General features: G+C 64.0%; 19 protein-coding genes. 9 read left to right on the top strand and 10 right to left on the bottom strand.

Annotation, left to right across the window (positions count from 1 at the left end; genetic code table 11):
• Window positions 1–27: 27 nt before the first annotated feature.
• The gene (locus ABOA88_RS04595; RefSeq protein ID WP_367851005.1) at window positions 28–228 is read right to left on the bottom strand and encodes a hypothetical protein; all 201 of its coding nucleotides are present in this window, start codon (window positions 226–228) and stop codon (window positions 28–30) included.
• Between the two features lie 30 nt (window positions 229–258).
• Here ABOA88_RS04595 and ABOA88_RS04590 point away from each other — a divergent pair, with 30 nt between their 5' ends.
• On the top strand, window positions 259–510 hold the full coding sequence (locus ABOA88_RS04590) for an Lpp/OprI family alanine-zipper lipoprotein (protein WP_367851003.1): 252 nt from the start codon (window positions 259–261) through the stop codon (window positions 508–510).
• 5 nt (window positions 511–515) lie between these two features.
• Entirely contained in the window at window positions 516–2,798 is a 2,283-nt protein-coding gene (locus ABOA88_RS04585; RefSeq protein WP_196168654.1) for a heavy metal translocating P-type ATPase, read from the top strand.
• 82 nt (window positions 2,799–2,880) lie between these two features.
• Here ABOA88_RS04585 and ABOA88_RS04580 read toward each other — a convergent pair whose 3' ends face one another.
• The gene (locus ABOA88_RS04580) at window positions 2,881–3,843 is read right to left on the bottom strand and encodes a ribose-phosphate diphosphokinase (protein WP_196168653.1); all 963 of its coding nucleotides are present in this window, start codon (window positions 3,841–3,843) and stop codon (window positions 2,881–2,883) included.
• Window positions 3,844–4,009: 166 nt separating this feature from the next.
• Here ABOA88_RS04580 and ABOA88_RS04575 point away from each other — a divergent pair, with 166 nt between their 5' ends.
• Window positions 4,010–4,903, top strand: coding sequence for a universal stress protein (locus ABOA88_RS04575; RefSeq protein WP_367851002.1), 894 nt, complete (start codon window positions 4,010–4,012; stop codon window positions 4,901–4,903).
• A gap of 204 nt (window positions 4,904–5,107) precedes the next feature.
• Here the strand turns inward: ABOA88_RS04575 and arsJ are convergent, their stop codons facing one another.
• The 7 genes from arsJ to ABOA88_RS04540 form a co-directional block, all read right to left on the bottom strand.
• Entirely contained in the window at window positions 5,108–6,340 is a 1,233-nt protein-coding gene (arsJ, locus tag ABOA88_RS04570; RefSeq protein ID WP_196168651.1) for an organoarsenical effux MFS transporter ArsJ, read from the bottom strand.
• A 9-nt stretch (window positions 6,341–6,349) separates the two neighbouring features.
• Window positions 6,350–7,354 carry an ArsJ-associated glyceraldehyde-3-phosphate dehydrogenase gene (locus ABOA88_RS04565; RefSeq protein WP_367851001.1) on the bottom strand — a complete coding sequence of 335 codons (1,005 nt, stop codon included), beginning with the start codon at window positions 7,352–7,354 and terminating at the stop codon, window positions 6,350–6,352.
• 63 nt (window positions 7,355–7,417) lie between these two features.
• Window positions 7,418–8,134, bottom strand: coding sequence for an arsenical resistance protein ArsH (gene arsH / locus ABOA88_RS04560; RefSeq protein ID WP_367851000.1), 717 nt, complete (start codon window positions 8,132–8,134; stop codon window positions 7,418–7,420).
• Between the two features lie 55 nt (window positions 8,135–8,189).
• Window positions 8,190–8,546, bottom strand: coding sequence for a metalloregulator ArsR/SmtB family transcription factor (locus tag ABOA88_RS04555; RefSeq protein WP_196168648.1), 357 nt, complete (start codon window positions 8,544–8,546; stop codon window positions 8,190–8,192).
• A 166-nt stretch (window positions 8,547–8,712) separates the two neighbouring features.
• Window positions 8,713–10,050 carry a c-type cytochrome gene (locus tag ABOA88_RS04550; protein ID WP_196168647.1) on the bottom strand — a complete coding sequence of 446 codons (1,338 nt, stop codon included), beginning with the start codon at window positions 10,048–10,050 and terminating at the stop codon, window positions 8,713–8,715.
• A gap of 16 nt (window positions 10,051–10,066) precedes the next feature.
• A complete protein-coding gene (locus tag ABOA88_RS04545) occupies window positions 10,067–12,313 on the bottom strand; it encodes a xanthine dehydrogenase family protein molybdopterin-binding subunit (protein WP_367850999.1) in 2,247 nt (748 codons plus the stop codon).
• Window positions 12,310–12,768 (bottom strand): (2Fe-2S)-binding protein, encoded by a 459-nt coding sequence (locus tag ABOA88_RS04540; RefSeq protein WP_196168645.1) that lies wholly within the window; start codon window positions 12,766–12,768, stop codon window positions 12,310–12,312. Before ABOA88_RS04540 ends, ABOA88_RS04545 begins: the two co-directional genes overlap by 4 nt.
• A gap of 260 nt (window positions 12,769–13,028) precedes the next feature.
• Between ABOA88_RS04540 and ABOA88_RS04535 the strand changes: the two genes are divergently transcribed.
• The 5 genes from ABOA88_RS04535 (at window position 13,029) to ABOA88_RS04515 (ending at window position 15,440) form a co-directional block, all read left to right on the top strand.
• The gene (locus ABOA88_RS04535) at window positions 13,029–13,319 is read left to right on the top strand and encodes a hypothetical protein (RefSeq protein WP_196168644.1); all 291 of its coding nucleotides are present in this window, start codon (window positions 13,029–13,031) and stop codon (window positions 13,317–13,319) included.
• A 119-nt stretch (window positions 13,320–13,438) separates the two neighbouring features.
• Entirely contained in the window at window positions 13,439–13,903 is a 465-nt protein-coding gene (locus tag ABOA88_RS04530) for a hemerythrin domain-containing protein (RefSeq protein ID WP_196168643.1), read from the top strand.
• 60 nt (window positions 13,904–13,963) lie between these two features.
• Entirely contained in the window at window positions 13,964–14,182 is a 219-nt protein-coding gene (locus ABOA88_RS04525; RefSeq protein ID WP_367850998.1) for a hypothetical protein, read from the top strand.
• A 423-nt stretch (window positions 14,183–14,605) separates the two neighbouring features.
• Entirely contained in the window at window positions 14,606–14,887 is a 282-nt protein-coding gene (locus tag ABOA88_RS04520; protein WP_196168641.1) for a DUF6555 family protein, read from the top strand.
• Between the two features lie 154 nt (window positions 14,888–15,041).
• Complete coding sequence (locus tag ABOA88_RS04515; RefSeq protein WP_196168640.1) at window positions 15,042–15,440, top strand: NUDIX hydrolase; 399 nt, start codon at window positions 15,042–15,044, stop codon at window positions 15,438–15,440.
• 105 nt (window positions 15,441–15,545) lie between these two features.
• Here ABOA88_RS04515 and ABOA88_RS04510 read toward each other — a convergent pair whose 3' ends face one another.
• Window positions 15,546–16,448 (bottom strand): LysR substrate-binding domain-containing protein, encoded by a 903-nt coding sequence (locus tag ABOA88_RS04510; RefSeq protein WP_196168639.1) that lies wholly within the window; start codon window positions 16,446–16,448, stop codon window positions 15,546–15,548.
• Between the two features lie 148 nt (window positions 16,449–16,596).
• Between ABOA88_RS04510 and ABOA88_RS04505 the strand changes: the two genes are divergently transcribed.
• Window positions 16,597–18,180: an amidohydrolase gene (locus ABOA88_RS04505; protein WP_196168638.1), complete on the top strand. Its 1,584-nt coding sequence runs from the start codon at window positions 16,597–16,599 to the stop codon at window positions 18,178–18,180.
• Window positions 18,181–18,187 lie beyond the last annotated feature (7 nt).

The following is an 18,187-nucleotide window of genomic DNA, read 5'->3' as shown; positions in this document are numbered from 1 at the left end:
CTCGTGCCACGCATTCTATGAAGCGCTTCAGGCGATCAGCAGATCATCGTCGACCTTCCTCTCGCCGGGCACCGCCCCCTGAAAGCGTGACGACGCCATTGCCTTTAGTCCTTGTTTGTACCCGTCGATGGCCCGGCGCGATTGACAAAGGTCAAGATCGACGTGCTGCCCACGCCGCAGGAGCTTGATAAATGTCAGGCCGCTGACCGCTGCGCTACGGATACTCAAGTCATCTTGGGCACCTGCGAGGGCATGGACATGCAACGTTATCTGCTTATCGGGTTGTCGATCGTGCTGGTAACCGTTTCAGGCTGCAGTCCTTGGCGTACCGAGGAAATCGATGCGCGCCTGGAGTCGGCGGAGAACAACGCAGCCACCGCAAGGCTGCGCGCCGACGAGGTCTGCTACCGGATCGATCTGGTCGAGCAGACTGCCAACCAGGCGCTGCGCATCGCGACCCAGACCCAGCAAGAGGTCCAACGGTTGCAGCGGCAGGCCAAACAGAATTAACCGCCATGTCACGTCGTTGGCTGGACCTGGGCCTGTTGCTCGTGAGTGCAGTGGCCTTGCTGTTTGGCGGGGTCGCCTATGCCGCGCAGCAGCCTGCCTGGGCGGCGCTGATCTGGGCGGGAGGCAGCAGTGTGATGGCCCTGGTGCTGGCCGTGGAAATCGCCAGGCGCCTGGCCAGGCGCGAAGCTGGCATCGATCTCATCGCCCTGGTGTCGATCCTGGCGGCGCTGTGGCTGGAGCAGATGCTGGTCGGTGCGGTGGTCGCGCTGATGCTGGCGACCGGGCGTGCATTGGAGGCGCTCAGCCTGCAACACGCCGAGCGCGAACTGCGGGCCTTGATCGAGCGGGCTCCCCAGCGTGCCTGGATTCAAGAAAACGACGGGCTGCGTGAAGTACCCGTGGACGAAGTTCAGCCCGGTCAAATCGTATGGGTGCGCCTGGGCGAGGTGGTGCCGGTCGATGGTCGTCTGCTGAGCGATCAGGTGATACTGGATGAGGCTGCGCTCACGGGCGAGTCCTTGCCGGTCACACGCTATTGCGGTGAGCTTCTGGCCAGTGGCGTGACCAATACCGGCGCGCCAGTGCTGCTACTGGCCACGCGCACGGCAGCGCAGAGCACCTACGCTGGCATCGTACGTCTGGCCGAAACGGCGCGTCGATCACGCGCGCCATTCGTTCGCTTGGCCGATCGTTACGCCTTGGGCTTCATTGCGTTGACGTTGCTGGTCGCAGGGGCCGCCTGGTGGCTCAGTGGCGATGTGTATCGCGTGCTCGCAGTGTTGGTGGTCGCCACACCCTGTCCGCTCATATTGGCCGTGCCCATCGCCATCATCTCCGGTATTTCCAGGGCCGCGCGACGCAACATCCTCGTGCGTGATGGCCAGGTTCTGGAAGCGCTTGCCGGGATCCGGCAGGTCTTTCTGGACAAGACCGGTACCTTGACCGGTGGTCATGCCCAGGTGCAATCGATCGAGCTGCGGGGTGAAGGGCTGCCGCTGCAGCTTCTGCAGTGGGCCGCTTCGCTGGCACAGGCCTCTTCGCATCCGATCGCCCAGGCCATTGTCCAGGCCGCTCGTGTGCGCGGTTTGTCGCTGACACCTCCACAGGATGTGCAGGAGACCCCCGGGCAGGGGCTTGCCGGAACCGTACAGGGGCATGCCGTGCGCTTGGGAGCCGTGGGCTATGTGCAAGGCGAAGCGCAAACCGATGCCTGGGCGCAGGCGCGCTTGCAGCAGCTGGATTACCTGGCCAGCAGTGGCAGTTTTGTCGCGGTCGACGGTCAACTCAAAGGGATGATCAGGCTGGCCGACAACTTGCGCCTGGAAGCGCCCCAGAGCCTGCGCTTGCTCCGTGCCCGAGGTATCGAAAAGATCGTCATGCTCACGGGGGATCGCCTGGAAACGGCACAGACGATCGCACTGACCGCGGGCATCGACGAACTGCATTCTGGCCTGACGCCCGAGGACAAGGTACGTCTGGTGCAGGAAGGCTGCCGCCGCGAGCCAACGTTGATGGTCGGCGATGGCATCAACGATGCTCCCGCCCTGGCCGCTGCCGATGTCGGCGTGGCCATGGGGACGTCTGGCGTCACCGCTTCGGCACAGGCGGCGGGTGTGGTGCTGCTGGTGGACCGATTCGACCGGCTGGTCGAGGCACTGGATATTGCCCGGCATGCCGTGCACATCGCGCGGCAAGGGGTGTGGGCCGGGATGAGCCTGTCGTTGCTGGCCATGCTCATCGCCGCGGCAGGTTATCTGCCGGCCTTGCTCGGCGCCATCCTGCAGGAAGGGATCGATCTGCTGATCATCGGCAATGCCCTGCGCGCATTGGGGCCCTGGCCCGGTAGGCGGCGCGCCGGGATCGACGTCGCAGCGATCGACCGGCTCGAGGATGAGCATCGGCAACTGGATGGAGTGCTGACGGACCTGAGCCAGATGGCCCGCGACTTTTCCAGTCGTCCTCTCGACAAGGCACAGGCCGACTTGCGCAACTTGGTCGCGGCACTGCACAACCTGTTGGAGCGTCACGAACGCGATGACGAACGCCGGCTCTACCCGCTGCTCAGCCGCTTCATGCCAGGTGAAGATCCGCTGTCGACCATGAGCCATACCCACCGCGAAATCTTTCGCCTGATTCATCTGCTGTCACGCATGAGCGACGATTTCAGCCAGGCAACGCGGCCCCCAAGCGCAGAAGAGATACAGCACCAGCTTGTTCGCCTGGATACCTTGGCGAAGCTTCATTTCGACCAGGAAGACGCGCTGTATCGCTCCCTGGATCGACGCTGAGCTTGGGTGTGGGCGGTTGATAAAGCACCTGCTGTATCAGGTGCCCTGCAACCTCTTGGCGGTATGGCACCGAGCACTGGAATCAGTGGGCCGGACCGTTGCCGTTTTCAAGCAGCAGTTCGGCGACCAGGACGGTCGTGTCGATGATCTCCAGTTGTCGCTGGCAGTGCGCGGGCAGGCGAAAGGGCGGGACACTGTCGGCGACCAGGACGCGTTCGAACACGCCGGCCTCGAACAGCTGGCCTTCGGTGGTGAAAAGCCCATGGGTGGCGGCGGCCAATACCCGGGTGGCGCCAGCCCGCAGGCACGCTTGCCCGGCACGCAGCAGTGTCTGACCGGTGCTGATCAGGTCGTCGAAAACGATGACGGTTCTACCGGCCACGTCACCTATCAGGTGCTCGCCCCTGAGCCCTGTCGGGTCCCGGTGTTTTTCCATCATGGCACCCGATACCGGTTGGGCCAGCAGGTCAGCCAACGTTTGGCGAAAATGCTCGGCACGTTTGGCCCCTCCCAGATCGGGCGAAACCACAGCAACCGGCTGTTCAGCCAGCAGCGTGACCAAGCGTTGCGCGAACGCCTGTGCGCAGTGCAGGTTCCAGGTCGGAATGCGATAGGCGTTATCGAACGCGCTGGGGTTGTGCACATCCAGGGCCACGATCCGATCCACGCCACAGCATTCCATCAGGCGCGCGACATGGCGGGTAATCGTCGAATCCTGGAACTCGACCTTGCGGTCCTTGCGGCCATAACACAGATAAGGCGCCACCACCGTGACCTGGCTTGCGCCTGCGTCTTTCAGGGCCGCGCAGAAAAACAGCAGCCGGCACAGCTTGTCATGCGCACTGTGGCGCTCGTCACCGTACAACGAATGGAAAACGATCGTGTGGCGACCGTTGACCGACACGGTTGGCCAGCATTTGTGCTCGCCGTCTTCGTACTCGCGCTCCTCGTGGGGTGACAGCATCAAACCTAAACGGTGCGCCACTGCATGGGCATAGGCTTGGCTGCCTTGCAAGGCGAACAGCAGTGGACCGATAGCGTTCATGCCCTGCGCTCCAGACCGGGTTTTCATCTCAACATAAGGGGCGAGCAGCCCCCAAGTTTGACCATTGTCAAGTCCAGCATAGACAGCCTGCGGACACTGGACAGGCCAACGCATGCTTACGCCTGCGCCCCACACACCCTTGTGGTCTACCCTCGGGAGGTGGCCGATGAGCCCTTACCACCGGATTCTCTTGATCATGACCCAGGCAGAGCCACGTCCGGCCGCCTTGCTTCGGGCGCTGGCATTGGCGGATGCTTCGGGCGCTGCGTTGCATGTGCTGGGTGTCCATGAGCCCACGGAGCTGCGACTGCACCACGAACTGCAGCAAGCCCCTGCAGCGACAGCATCGTTCGTGCATTTCAATGCCGAGCTCAAGGCGTTGCTCGACGAGCAGTGCACCCACCGGCCCCGTCCATCGTTCGAGACCGTGCAGACTCTCAACCCGCGTGATTTCCTCCCCACCTATATTGCGAAGTTCGCACCTGATCTGGTGATCAAGGATTGCCCCGCCAGCTCGATGTTTGGGCAGATCGCGCAGACCTCGCTCGACTATGCGTTGTTGCATGCCTGCCAAGGGCTGTTCCAGTTCGTGCCCGCCAATGCCCCGGCCATGCCGGCCCAGGTGTTGATTGCCGTGGATGTGGCCAGTCCCGAGCCTGCTCAGCACGTGCTCAACCACCAGTTGATAGAGGCCGGCCAGCAACTGGCGCGCCAATGCAATGGGCACGCGCACCTGTTGTCGGCCTACGACCTGCCCATGGCCATGCTGGCCAATGCAGAGCTCGCCGAGCCATGGGCACAGGAGGTGCGAGCGTCACTGAGGGTACCGTTCGACACCTTGGCCGATGCGCACGGTATTGCCTATTCGCATCGGTACTTCGTCGAGGGGGCGCCACTTCGCATCATCAAGGCGCACATCAGCTCGCTGATGATCGATGTGGTGGTGGTGGGCGTGGTGCAGCCCAAGCGTTGGGCCAAACTGATTGGGGACACCACCGAAAGACTCATCGGCAGTGCCCCCTGCAGCATTCTGGCGGTCAAGCCGACACCTGCGGGCTGACAGTGACGGCGCTGTGTGCACCGCCATGGCGCACCGGTTCAACATCGGGCGTACTCCGGAGCAGGGGGCGGCATGCCTTACCTTAATCCGCGACGTCCTGGCGGTTTTGACCAAGGTTAAGTCTTGCGCCGTTCATTGCACGGTGGCCCAGAGGGGGGCACCGAGGCGCCCTTGTGGCCGGCCGCGCGGCCGCTCGGAATGGTGCTAATGCGCCGCGGCAACCCCCTTGGCATGCCTTGGCAACGCGACCGAAATCAAGGCCGCCAGCAGCACGAAGGCGCAGGAGATCCACAGGCACGCCTGCAGGCCATACGCCTGGAACACCCACCCCGAAAGCAGAGTGCCGACCAGCCGCCCCAGGGCATTGGACATGTAGTAGAAGCCCACATCCAGCGATACGCCGTCTTCCTTGGCATAGCTGACGATCAGATAGCTGTGCAGCGACGAATTCACCGCAAACAGCACGCCGAACAGCATCAGCCCGCCGAGCAGCACGACCTGGGCTGGCGCCCCGGCAGCCAGGCCCAAGGCAATCAGCGCGGGCACGCCAGAGAGGGCGGTGGCCCAAGCAAAGGCCGCCCGGCCGTCGGGAACATGACCGCGCGCCTTGCCGGTGAGGCGAGGGGCAAGCGATTGGACGATGCCATAGCCGATGATCCAGCTGGCCAGGAAGCCGCCGACCTGCCAGAAATCCCAGCCAAAGGCAGTGCTCAGGTACACCGGCAGTGCCACGACGAACCACACATCGCGGGCGCCGAAGAGAAACAGTCGTGCACCCGAGAGCAGGTTGATCGCCCGGCTCTTGGACAGCAGGTCGCGGAACTTCGGTTTGGCCTTGGCCTTGCCCAGGTCCTTTTTCAGCAGGATCAGGCTGGCGAGCCAGATCAAGCCCAGTACTGCCGCCATGGCCAGCACCGCCTGGGTGAAGCCGAGCAGGGCAAGCAGTGCGCCGCCAAGGAAGAACCCCACGCCCTTGAGCGCGTTTTTCGAGCCCGTGAGGAGGGCAACCCATTGGTAGAGAGTGCCTTGTTGGCTGTCCGGTACCAGCAGCTTGATAGTGCTCTTGGCACTCATCTTGTTGAGGTCCTTGGCGATGCCGGACAGCGCCTGGGCGGCCATCACCCAAGGCACCGTCAGCCAGGCGGCCGGCACCGTGAGCATCAGCAAGGCCAGCACCTGCAGGCCCAGGCCGATGTTCATGGTGCGGTTGAGCCCCAGGCGGGCGCCCAGGTAGCCGCCCACCAGGTTGGTGATCACCCCGAACACTTCGTAGAACAGGAACAGCGCCGCGATCTGCAGCGGCGTGTAGCCCAGTGCATGGAAGTGCAGCACCACCAGCATGCGCAAGGCGCCGTCGGTGAGGGTGAAAGCCCAGTAGTTGCCGGTCACCAGCAGGTACTGACGGACTTGCGAAGACAGGGCAGACAACGCCTTCATGATCGTTGCTTACTCCGCCGTGCCGACCAGCCGGGCCAGCTCCGCTGCGCGGTTGGCATAGCCCCATTCGTTGTCGTACCAGGCGTAGACCTTCACCTGGGTACCGTTGACCACCAGCGTCGACAAGGCATCGATGATCGAGGAGCGTGGGTCGGTGCGGTAGTCGATGGACACCAGGGGACGTTCTTCATAGCCCAGGATGTCCTTGAGCGGGCCTTCGGCGGCTGCCTTGAGCAGCGCGTTGACTTCTTCGGCCGTGGTCGCGCGTTCTACCTCGAACACGCAGTCGGTCAGCGAGGCGTTGGCCAGCGGGACGCGCACGGCATGACCGTTCAGCTTGCCGCGCAGTTCGGGGAAAATCTCGGCGATCGCAGTGGCCGAACCTGTGGTGGTGGGGATCAGGCTCATGCCCGAGGCGCGGGCACGGCGCAGGTCCTTGTGCGGCGTATCGAGAATGCTCTGGGTGTTGGTCAGGTCATGGATGGTGGTGATCGAGCCGTGGCGGATGCCCAGGTGCTCGTGAATCACCTTGACCACCGGCGCCAGGCAGTTGGTGGTGCAGGAGGCGGCGGTGACGATGCGGTGCCGGGCCGGATCGAACAGGTGCTGGTTGACGCCCATCACCACGTTCAGCGCGCCGCTTTCCTTCACCGGCGCACAGACCACCACGCGTTTGACGCCTTGGTCGAGGTATGCCTGAAGCACGGCCACCGATTTCATCTTGCCACTGGCCTCGATCACCAGGTCGCAGCCCGACCAATCGGTGTCGGAGATCGTCTTGTTGGCGGTGACCTTGATGCGCTTGCCCTCGATCACCACCGATTCGCCTTCGGCACTGGCTTGGCGGTGCCAGCGTCCGTGGACCGAGTCGAAGTTGATCAGGTGGGCGTGGGTTTCGGCGTCGCCGGCCGGATCATTGATCTGCACGAACTCGAATTCTGGCCATTCCCAGGACGCGCGCAGCGCCAGACGTCCGATACGTCCAAAACCATTGATGCCTACTTTGATTGTCATGTTCTTGTGCTCGAAGTGGGATAAACCCACCTCCAACGGAGGTGGGGAGAGGTCGTGAAGGGTTCAGATGGAACGTTGATTGACGCGTTCGGACAGTGCTTCGGCCGACTCCTTGCGCTCGGAATAGCGGTCGACCAGGTAATCGGCGCGGTCGCGCAGCAGCAGGGTGAATTTCACCAATTCCTCCATGACATCGACGACGCGGTCGTAGTACGCAGACGGCTTCATGCGGCCGGCTTCGTCGAACTCCAGGTAGGCCTTGGGCACTGACGACTGGTTAGGGATGGTGAACATGCGCATCCAGCGGCCGAGCACACGCAACTGGTTCACCACGTTGAACGACTGCGATCCACCGCAGACCTGCATCAGTGCAAGGGTCTTGCCCTGGGTCGGACGCACGGCGCCCATGCTCAAGGGAATCCAGTCGATCTGCGACTTGAACACGCCGGTCATTGCGCCGTGGCGCTCAGGCGAGCACCAGACCATGCCTTCGGACCAGAGCACCAGTTCGCGCAGTTCCTTGACCTTGGGATGATCGTCCGGGGCGTCATCGGCCAGCGGCAGGCCCGAGGGGTTGAAGATGCGCGTCTGGGCACCGAAGTGTTCCAGCAGGCGGGCCGCCTCTTCGGTCAACAGCCGGCTGAAGGAGCGCTCGCGGGTCGATCCGTAGAGCAGCAGGATCCGTGGTTTGTGCGTTGAGGTCTGCGCGCGCGCCAGTTTGTCCACGGTCGGCAGGTCAACGAGTGCGTTGTCCAGGTTGGGGATAGGGTGTTCAGTCATGATTTCACTCTTGGGAGCGGGGCGGCGTTCTGTGCTCGCAAGCCAATGGGAGCAATCAGCAGCAGGAGGCGATGCGCTGGGGGCGCTCGCCCATGACATCCAGGCGCCGGGTGCTGGTGCTCAGCCATTCGCGGTTGGCCTCCAGCGTGGTTGCCAGCACTTCGCGTACCCAGGCGGGCAATGCGGGATGCAACCGGTAATACACCCATTGGCCTTGGCGGCGGTCTTCCAGCAGGCCACAGGTGCGAAGTTGCGCCAGGTGGCGGGAAACCTTGGGTTGGCTTTCTTCCAGGGCGCAGATCAGTTCGCACACGCAGAGCTCTTGCTCGCGGGCAATCAGCAGCATCATGCGCACACGGTTCTCGTCGGCGAGGCACTTGAAAACCTGGGTGGGCGACAAGGGGGCAATCATGGCGGTTCTCATGGGCTGGGGAGCACGAGTCTCGAGGGATATATGATTTTGTGAATATACGCTTTATCGAATATATCTCAAGCCCCCGCTGATCAGAGGCAGCCCTCAGCGGGGCGGTCAGGCGCCAAGGGCCTGACCACCTCGTCCGGCATTGGTCGGCGACCGCTCAGCGCATGTGCAGGATGATCGGGCTGCTGCTGGCCGGGTCGGTGTGCTCGCGCAGCTTGGCGACCGCCTGGGCCTGCACTGCACCGCCCTGATTACCCCAGGCGCTGCGCATGAAGGTCAGGACATCGGCGATCTGCCGGTCCGACAACTGCTCGCGAAACGCTGGCATGCGGTAGGCGTCCGGTTGGCCTTGGGCGACGACCCGTTGCGAGCCGTTGAGGGTGATGTTGATAGCCGAGGCGTCTTCCTTGGCCAGCGCCGAGGTGGCCCCGGCCAGGGGCGGCATCCATTCGGGCTGGCCCTTGCCATCGAGGCCGTGGCAGGAGGCGCAGCGGGTCAGGTAGGTCTGGGCGCCTGGGGTGTCCAGGTGTGCGGCAGGCAAGGCCTGGTATTGCCAGGGCGCGCCGTCGCGCTCACGGTCGCCCGGCAATGACTTGAGATAGCGCGCGATCGCCGTCAGGTCCTCGTCGTTCATGAACTGGGTGGAGTTGTTGAAGGCTTCGGTCATCGAGCCGAACACCACGGCATGCTGGTTTCGCCCGGTCTTGAGGAATTGCACGATGTCCGCCTCGCTCCAGCGCCCAAGGCCGGTGTTGTGGTCGCCGCGCAGGCTCGGGGCATACCAGCCATCGAGCAGGGCACCGGCCAGGAATGGCGCACCTCGCTCATCCAGGGCCTTTTCGTTGAAGGCCAGGCCCCGAGGGGTGTGGCAACTGCCGCAATGGCCGGGGCCCTGGACGATATAGGCGCCGCGGTTCCACAGTGCATCCTGTGCAGGTTTGACCGCATAGGGTGTGGTGGGCGAGAACAGGCCGTTCCACAGGGTGATGGGCCAGCGCAGGTTCAGCGGCCAGGGAATGTCGCTCTGGATGTTGGCCTGGTTGACGGGCGGTACGCCGTGCATGAAGAAGGCATACAGCGCCTTGACGTCGTCGTCGCTGAGCTTGGCGTAGGAAGGGTAGGGCATGGCCGGGTACAGCCGTCGGCCTCCCGGCGCGACGCCCTGGCGCACGGCGCGGTCGAAGTCAGCCAGGCTGTAGGTGCCAATGCCGGTCTGCCGGTCGGGGGTGATGTTGGTGGCATGGATCGAGCCCAGCGGCGTGGCCATTTCCAGGCCGCCGGCAAATGGCTTGCCCGTCGGCAGGCTGTGGCAGGCGACACAGTCGCTCAGGCGCGCGACGTACTCGCCACGACTGACCAGCGCTGCGTCGGGCGGCGCCTCGCCGGCCAGGGGCGAGGCGGGCTCACGGGTGACATACCAGGCCATCAGACCTGCCGCAGCCAGGCACGGCAGGGCCAGCCAGCGGGCGGCGGTTGCGAGTCGACGATTGTGCATGGGCGGCCCCTGGGCGTCAGCTGAAGGTGTAGCGACTAAGCGGCATGCTGCGAATGCGCTGACCGGTCAGCCGCGCCACCGCGTTGGCCACGGCAGGCGCCACCGCCGGTAGCGGCGGCTCGCCGATCCCGCCCATCTTCGCGCCGCTCTCGACGATGCGCACATGCACCCTCGCCATGCGCGAAGGCGGCAGCACCGGATACAGGTCGTAGTTGCGCGCCCGCGGCATGCCGTTTTGCCATACGGCTTCCTCCAGCAGCACCTGTGACAGCCCGAGGGCCACTGCGCCGTTGACCTGGGCCTCGATGATCGCCGGGTTGACGATGCTGCCCGGGTCGATCGCCTGCCAAATGTCGTGCACCTTGACCTGGCCGTTCTCGATCGACACCTCGGCGATCACCGCTGCCTCGGAGCCGAACGGCGAGGCCATGGCCACGCCCCGGGCGCGCGTGCTGCCATCTTCGGCCGTGAACGGGCCGCGCTTCCAACCGCCGGACAACTCGCCGACCGCCTGCAGCAATGTGGTCAAGCGCGCATTGCCCTGCAGCAGGTGCAGACGCAACGCGTAGGGGTCCTGGCCGCCCTTGTCGGCCAGTTCGTCGAGAAAAGCTTCGTAGAAGAAGTCGTTGAGCGAATTGCCCACCGAACGCCAGTAGCCGAGCATGGCCGGCCCTTTGACGTAGACCTGGGCGATGCGCGTGTTGGCGATGGCGTAGGCCTTGCCCGACAGCCCTTCGAGCGCCGTGGGGTCCAGTTGCTCGCCCTGCTTGCCGGCGATGGCTTCGGTGGGGCCCTCGGTGGCGCTCACCGCTTCAAGCGCTACCGGCAGCCCTTTGTCATCGAGTCCGGCGCGGAACTTGACCACGGCGACGGGGCGCAGCACGTCGCGCAGGAATTCTTCCTCGCGGCTCCAGATCACCTTGACCGGGCGGCCGACCACCTTGGCCAACGCGATGGCCTGGGGGTAGGGATTGGCCGCGTCATAGAGAAAATGCCGACCGAAGAAGCCGCCAAGCAAAGGCGAGTGCAGGGTGATCCGCGCAGGGTCGAGCCCGGTGCGTTTGGCGATGTCGTCGCGGAACATGTCTGGCGCCTGGTTGGGCAGCCACACGTCCAGCGAACCGTCCGGGTTGAAGCGCGCAGTCGCCGATGGCGGCTCCAGTTGGGCATGGTTGAGGTACTGATTGTGATAGGTGGCCTCGACCGTGGTCTTGGCGCTGGCCAGGGCCGCAGCCACATCGCCGTGCTTTTCGTCATCGCGGCCTGGGCCCGGCTGGGCTGCCAGGTGTTCACGCCAGGCATCGCTGGAAAAATCCTTGGGCATGGGCCGCACCGTCGAGTCGGGCCCTGGCTCCTGCCAGTCGACCTGAAGCGCCTCGGCCGCACGCTTGGCGTGCCACCAGCGCTCGGCGATCACTGCGACCGCACCGGGCAGTGGGTGCACCGAGTGCACACCTTTCATGGCCTTGACCTGGGCTTCGTTGCGGATACCGCCAGGGGTCATGCCCAGGCGTGGCGCATGCTGTACGGCGGCCTGGAGCATGCCATCGACGTGGATGTCGATGCTGTACTGAGCCTTGCCGGTGGACTTGTCGTAGGCATCGACGCGCTTGACCGGCTTGCCGATCCAGCGGAACTGGCTGGGGTCGCGCAGCGTGACACGGGCCGGGTCCGGCACAGGCAGGTCCATGGCGCGTCCGGCCAGCTCGCCATAGGTGATGCTGCGCCCAGAGGCGCCATGGACGACCTTGCCAGGCTCGGTGGAGAGCTCGCCCACCGGCACGTCGAAGTACTCGGCGCCGGCCTGCAGCAGCATGGCTCGGGCCATGGCGCCGAGACGGCGCATGGTCGGGTAGCTCATGCGCACCGACATGCTGCCGCCGGTGATGCGCATGCCGTTCTCCATCACCACGTAGGCTTCGCCGGGCGGAGCGCTGTCGACCACGAACGTGGCCGGGTCGGCATCCAGTTCCTCGCCGACGATCTGCGCCATGGCGGTGTAGGTGCCTTGGCCACCTTCCATGAACGGGCTGAGCAGGCGCACGGTGTTGTCCGGGCGAATTTCCAGGAAGGCCGGCACCTGGGTGCCGCGTTCAGTGCTGACGGCGGCCGCCTGCACCCTAGGCGAACCCAGGGGCAGGCCGAAGCCCAGCACCAGTGCGCCGACGGCGGTGCCGGCGAGAAAACGCCGGCGCGACAGGTTGACGGTTTCGCCGACCGCCAGGTTCAGCAGGTCTTCGGGGTGTTCGAGGGGCGTCTTCATGAGGCTTTACCCCCTTGGGCCAGGTCGTGCATGGCGGCATGGATGGCGTTGTAGGTGCCGCAGCGGCACAGATTGACCATCGCCGCGTTGATCTGCTCGTCGCTGGGCGTGGGCGTGTGCTTGAGCAGCGCGGTGGCCGCCATCACCTGACCGGACTGGCAATAGCCGCACTGGGCCACCTGGTGTCCGACCCAGGCCGCCACCACGCGCTTGCCGACCTCGTCGGCTTCGATCGCCTCGATGGTGGTCACCTCCCGTCCGACCACACCGGCCACCGGCGTGACGCAGGCGCGCACCACGTTGCCATCGACCAGCACCGAGCAGGCGCCGCACTGGGCCAGGCCGCAGCCGTACTTGGTGCCGGTCAGCCCCAGGTCGTCGCGGATCACCCACAGCAGCGGCGTGTCGGCTTCGGCATCGACCTGATAGGTCTTTTGATTGATGTTCAGCTCCATGGCTCACCTGTAATCAGTCGGTTGATGTGTCGATTCTTTTAGGCAGGAGGGCAGGGCACCCAATCAGGAAACGCTAGCACAGACGCAACGGAGCGCAGCCCGACGGCGACAGCATTAGGGCAATGCTGGATGACCATGAGCCTGATTGCAGGGTAGCCCACCGGTTGTCTGATTCAGTTCTCATTCCTGCCCTCGGCGGTTGCATGCCGGGGCGGTTTCGATAGGGTGGCGCTCTTGGACAGGAGTCGCAGGAGGCCGACATGCGTATCAGGGGTAATGTGTTTTGGAACTGGGCCGATGCGACCCTTCATCATCGAACGCATCAGGAGGCGCTCGACGATGGCACCTGTATCGATGTGCAGGTGAGGCTGTCGCGCACCGGGGCCACGCAATTGTTCATCGGTGTCTATGCGCGTGGCGGCAAGGCCCTGCACGAAGAAGCGTTCGATGCCCGCCCAGGCGAGACCATGACACGGGCGCTGGCCTGGGGGGTGGGCCGCGCGAGGTGGATAGCCGGCGAGCGCGTCGCGGCACCGGCCTGCGCCAAGTGACCGGCACCCAGCGGCGGGGCCGGTGCGCTGCCATTTATCGGCCACCACGAACCGACATCGCGGCCGATGACTCCACACAGGGCAAGTCTTTGTATTTCATCGACTGATGAGGCCCGACAATGAATGCCATCGAACTGCTGATCCAGGATCATGAAACCGTCAAGAAACTGCTCGAGGAACTGTCCAGCACCACCGAGCGCGCCGTGAAAAAGCGCAGTGAGTTGCTCGCCCGCATCGAACAGGAGCTGCAGATCCATACCGCACTCGAAGAGCAGATCCTCTACCCGGCCATCAAGCAGGCCGGGGGCAAGGAAGAAGAGAAAATGTACTACGAGGCCAAAGAGGAGCACCGCACCGTCGACTCCCTGGTCCTGCCCGACCTGCTGCAGACCGACACCGGTACCGTGGAGTTCGCTGGCCGGGTCAAGGTGATGAAGGAGCTGCTTGAGCACCATATCGAGGAAGAGGAAGGCGAGCTCTTTCCGACCGCCAAGAAGCTGCTGGGCAAGCAAGCGCTCGATGAGATGGGCGTCGCCATGCAGGCCCACAAGAAGATGCTCAAGGCCGACCAGAATGCTGCCTGACGCTTCGTACGCGACCGGGCAGCCGGTCGCGTCTCATTTCTCTCGACAGGAGCGCCGTCCATGGCCAGTCATCTGTTTCTGATCAGCTACATCCTCGATAACCAGCCCGGCACCTGCGAAATGCGCAGCGATGAGCCGGACATCAGCGTGGAATGCGCCCGCAGTTATCTGCAGGGGCTGCATCGGGGCGAGGCCTCGTCGTTCACCGATGTACAGGTGCAGCGCATCGAGCATGAACATGAGCCGGGCACGTCCCCGGCGCACTACCAACAACCCTGAGCGGTGTGGCTGGATGGTAGTCCGCACCGGCGACCGCCCTGAGGAACGCCCGGTCGGCCAGTCGGCGCAGGTCGCGCCATTCGGTCCATGCCAACAGCCCGAGTCGGTCCATTTCATCCGCTTGGCGCAACAGCGTCTCGTGGTAGGTGCTGGGGCAGTCCTGGCGCAGCGTGTGGTCGTCGAACAGGGTGAACCAGCGGTCGATCGCCCGGCGCTTGCGTCGCTCCCGCTCCAGAGGCTCGTTGAATGCATTCATGGCCGTTTTCCTGCGCGCTTTGGCAATCGAGCCCGAGAGCGGGGCCAAGGTTCATTGCAAGCGTTCCGGCGGTCGTTTGGGACGACTGGCCCAAACGTGTGAATCTCGAATGAATTTTCTTTCCCTACCCCTGCTCCATAGGCTTGGAACCACTGAGGAGGCGTGTGATGGCAGGGCAGCAATTGTTTGTGATCGAGTACGAACTTCATGGCGAGTACCGCACGTTCATCATCCGTCTTGGGCGCATGGACAATGCCGAGGCCTGGCACTGGGCCAGTTGCGATGCGGGCGTGGGCATCATCCCACGGTTTGGCCAGCACACGATCAAGAAGGTCAGCCGGCCCATGGCCGAGCGCTACGGCCTGGCCAACGTGCGTTGGCGTCCAGCGGGGCAGGGGCCCGAATTCGTCGCACCACCCATCGATGTGAAGAAGTTCAACGGCTCATGAACCCGAGGGCAAGGATCGATGTCAATCGTCGGGCGGCAAGATGAGCCGGCATGTGTCCCTGTGCCTGAACGAGACGTCATGTGTGCAGGTCTTCAGGGAAGAAGCGCCATCCCATGCGCTGCCGATACCCGAACCTTGCCGTTAGAAACGCCGTATGCCTGCAAAGAACACCCGCACAGCGAAAGCCCGCGCCACGATCATCTGTCTACGCAACGGAAAGGTCCTGCTCGTGCGCAAGAAAGGCGCAAAGTGGAACCTGCCCGGCGGTGTCATCGAGCCGGGCGAGACGCCCCACGAGGCCGCCATCAGAGAGTTGCGCGAGGAGGCCTCCTTGCGTTGGCAGGGTTTGCATGCACTGTGTACGTTGCCGGTTGGCAATGTGCTTCATCACCTCTTCACGGCTAACCTCGGCGAGCAGGAGCGGGCCATTCCCAGCAACGAAATCGTGGCCTGCAAATGGGTCCTGCGCAGCGCGCTGGCGCGCATGGAACTGAGCAGCACCACTGCAGCCCTGCTGGCCAAGAATCTGCCGGTCTTATCGACCTCGGTGTGACGGCGGCGATCCGCTCATCCGCGCTCAACGAAGCTGTCTGAACTTTGCGCCGAGACCGCGCGCGGCAAAGGTAAACGCCACTGAACCTGCTCGAGGCGAGCGTGGTTAAAGCTCCACCCACGCCTGGCGCGAGGCCTGCAGTTGGGTCTTGATCCAGTTGGTGAAGGCAAGGACTGCAGGCCGTTCGCACTTTTGCGGATCGGTGACCAGGTAATAGCCTCGGTGGGAGTGGATGACGATATCGAACGGGCGCACCAGCAAACCTTTGGCCATGGAGTCGCCGCACAGCAGGTTGTCTCCCATGGCCACGCCCTGGGCGGCGATGCAGGCCGCCTGGGCGCAGTGTGCATCGGAAAATACGATGCCGGTCGCCACGTTGAGCTCCGGCGTGTTCGCCGCCGCCTGCCACACCCGCCAGTCGCTGTAGTCGCTCATGTGCAACAGAGGGAACGCCGCCAGATCCTGCGGCGTCTTGAGCCCGCCCAGGGCGTTGATCAGCCGAGGGCTGCACACCGGAAAGTAGTTCAGCGCCGCGATCTGCTCGACCTTCATTTCAGGCCAGTCGCCAATGCCGTAGGAAATGAACAGGTCGGCAGTGTGATTGCTGACATCGTCTGCCGACGTCGGCGTGACCATGTGTAACTGGACCTGGGGATACTCCTTCACGAAACCACCGATGTGATGGCACAGCCAGTAGGTCGAAAAGCCTGAGCTGCAGCTGATGCTCAGCTTGCCGTAGACCTCCTGGTCATCGACCCGTCGTCCGGCATCCTCGAGGTTGGCCAGAAACCGTTGGATCTCCCGCGCGTAGCGTTCGCCTCGAAACGTCAGCGAAATCCCCCGGCCTTGACGCTCGGTCAGGGCGAAGCCGAGGGTCTCTTCCATACCCGTGATCTGGTGGCTGATCGCGCTGCGGGTGAGGTTCAGTTCAAGGGCCGCCGCCGTCACGCTGCCCAGTCGGGCAACCGCTTCCAGAGCGCGTAACGCAGGCATCGAGGGCAGGCGCATGAGAGTCTCCAAACACTGAATGTTGAACAAATATAAACATTAATGGCGAAATAAATCGATTGTCGTATTTGTGGAGTCAACAATACTAGGCAGGCCCTGCTGGCCTATGCCGCTGTGCGGGGTCATATACCTATAAGGAATGCCCTGCATGATCGAGCCCAAGGCTTTTGCCCAGAACTGGGTGGAGCAACAGCACAAGACCCTGTCCGACTGGCATCAGGTGATTTGGCATTTCGCCGAGCCGGCGTTTCGTGAATACAAATCCTGCGCTTGGTACGTCGAACTGCTGCGCAAGGAAGGGTTCGAGGTGGAGCAGGGCAGTGGCGGGATGCCCACGGCGTTCTGCGCGACCTTTCGCAATGGCGATGGCCCGGTGCTGGCGACCTACGCCGAGTACGATGCGGTGCCGGGCAACAACCAGGCGGCGACCACCCGGCGCCAGCCGCGCGAAGGGCTTTCGCGTTTCGCGCCGGGCCATACCGACCCCCATTCGGCGCTGGGCATCAGTGCCCTGGGCGGGCTGCTCGCGGCCAAGGCTGCCATGCTCGAATACGGCATCCAAGGCACGCTGAAGTTTTTCGGCGAGCCTGCGGAAAAACTGCGCGCCTCCAAGCCTGTGCATGCGGCCAAGGGTTACTACGACGACCTGGACGCGGCCATCAGCTTCCATCCCACGTACATGCTGCCGCTGAACAACACCACCACCTGGGACACTCACTGCGGCATCGCCTACGCCTATATCTACACCTTCACTTGCCAGGCGCCGCAGGACTGGATCGCCTCGGACAAGTACAGCCCCATCCCGCAGAACCACCTGGCCGCGCGGGCGCCTGGGGCCAACGACGCCCTGGTGCACTTCTATACGCTGAACGAAAGCATGCGTCGCTCCACACTGCCGTTCACCGGGCTGTGGAGTTTCAACGAGGCGATCCTCACCGCAGGCCAGGCCACGGCAGACAACCTGCCGCCGCACATTGCCCAGATCCAGTACCTGTCTCGTTGCGACTCGATCGAACAGGCAGAAACCATCTCCCAGGTGATGGACAACAACGCCGCCGCTGCAGCCCTGGCCACCGGTTGCCAATGGAAGAAGACCTGGGTGTGCAAGTCCCGTGGCGGGCTGCCCAACCATGTACTGGCGCAAGCCACCTACGACAACCTGCAAGCCATCGGTGCCCCCACCTGGGGCGACGAGGCCATCGCCATCGCCCAGCAGATCCAGGACAACCTGGGGCTCGAGCCCATGGCCCGCCCGTTCCTGCCAGACACCGAGACCTTGATCGACCCGCAGACCTGCGAGCGTCTGCTGCGCGAACAAATGCCGGCCTGGCAGAAGCACCTGACCTCCGACGACTACCCCGAGTACACCTGGCATTGCCCGACGGTGCGCCTGCTGGTGGCCCGCCCGATGCTCTCGGCGCCTCCCGGTTACACCTACCCGGACTGGGTGCCCAACGCCCTGGGCGGGATCCGCCAGACCATCGACCCGATGATCCAGGTGGCGGCCAAGACCATCGGCGCCACCTTGGTCGAGCTGTTCACGCGCCCCGACCTGCTGGCCGCCGCCCGCGACGAATTCATCGAGCGTACCGGTGGAGGTATCGGCGGGACCCGCTGGCAAGCCCCGTTGCTGCCGCGCGACTTCAAGGTCCCCCATGACTTCCGTTGGCCCGAATACATCCGCACCGCACGCGGCGAAGAGTGGTGGATTCCGGCGCGGGACGACGAATAGCCGACCG

It is taken from the genome of Pseudomonas sp. PKS, from assembly GCF_051913525.1.
In the GTDB taxonomy this organism is placed as follows: domain Bacteria; phylum Pseudomonadota; class Gammaproteobacteria; order Pseudomonadales; family Pseudomonadaceae; genus Aquipseudomonas; species Aquipseudomonas guariconensis_D.
This window is presented reverse-complemented; position numbering and strand designations above follow the sequence as displayed.

Excerpts from the sequence above, each read along its gene's own strand:
- ABOA88_RS04510 (WP_196168639.1), bottom strand. The coding sequence starts at position 16,448 with ATGCGCCTGCCCTCGATGCCTGCGTTACGCGCTCTGGAAGCGGTTGCC.
- ABOA88_RS04575 (WP_367851002.1), top strand. The coding sequence starts at position 4,010 with ATGAGCCCTTACCACCGGATTCTCTTGATCATGACCCAGGCAGAGCCA.
- ABOA88_RS04530 (WP_196168643.1), top strand. The coding sequence starts at position 13,439 with ATGAATGCCATCGAACTGCTGATCCAGGATCATGAAACCGTCAAGAAA.
- ABOA88_RS04555 (WP_196168648.1), bottom strand. The coding sequence starts at position 8,546 with ATGATTGCCCCCTTGTCGCCCACCCAGGTTTTCAAGTGCCTCGCCGAC.
- ABOA88_RS04525 (WP_367850998.1), top strand. The coding sequence starts at position 13,964 with ATGGCCAGTCATCTGTTTCTGATCAGCTACATCCTCGATAACCAGCCC.
- arsH (WP_367851000.1), bottom strand. The coding sequence starts at position 8,134 with ATGACTGAACACCCTATCCCCAACCTGGACAACGCACTCGTTGACCTG.
- ABOA88_RS04545 (WP_367850999.1), bottom strand. The coding sequence starts at position 12,313 with ATGAAGACGCCCCTCGAACACCCCGAAGACCTGCTGAACCTGGCGGTC.
- ABOA88_RS04505 (WP_196168638.1), top strand. The coding sequence starts at position 16,597 with ATGATCGAGCCCAAGGCTTTTGCCCAGAACTGGGTGGAGCAACAGCAC.
- ABOA88_RS04585 (WP_196168654.1), top strand. The coding sequence starts at position 516 with ATGTCACGTCGTTGGCTGGACCTGGGCCTGTTGCTCGTGAGTGCAGTG.
- ABOA88_RS04580 (WP_196168653.1), bottom strand. The coding sequence starts at position 3,843 with ATGAACGCTATCGGTCCACTGCTGTTCGCCTTGCAAGGCAGCCAAGCC.
- ABOA88_RS04535 (WP_196168644.1), top strand. The coding sequence starts at position 13,029 with ATGCGTATCAGGGGTAATGTGTTTTGGAACTGGGCCGATGCGACCCTT.
- ABOA88_RS04565 (WP_367851001.1), bottom strand. The coding sequence starts at position 7,354 with ATGACAATCAAAGTAGGCATCAATGGTTTTGGACGTATCGGACGTCTG.
- ABOA88_RS04590 (WP_367851003.1), top strand. The coding sequence starts at position 259 with ATGCAACGTTATCTGCTTATCGGGTTGTCGATCGTGCTGGTAACCGTT.
- arsJ (WP_196168651.1), bottom strand. The coding sequence starts at position 6,340 with ATGAAGGCGTTGTCTGCCCTGTCTTCGCAAGTCCGTCAGTACCTGCTG.
- ABOA88_RS04550 (WP_196168647.1), bottom strand. The coding sequence starts at position 10,050 with ATGCACAATCGTCGACTCGCAACCGCCGCCCGCTGGCTGGCCCTGCCG.
- ABOA88_RS04540 (WP_196168645.1), bottom strand. The coding sequence starts at position 12,768 with ATGGAGCTGAACATCAATCAAAAGACCTATCAGGTCGATGCCGAAGCC.
- ABOA88_RS04515 (WP_196168640.1), top strand. The coding sequence starts at position 15,042 with ATGCCTGCAAAGAACACCCGCACAGCGAAAGCCCGCGCCACGATCATC.
- ABOA88_RS04520 (WP_196168641.1), top strand. The coding sequence starts at position 14,606 with ATGGCAGGGCAGCAATTGTTTGTGATCGAGTACGAACTTCATGGCGAG.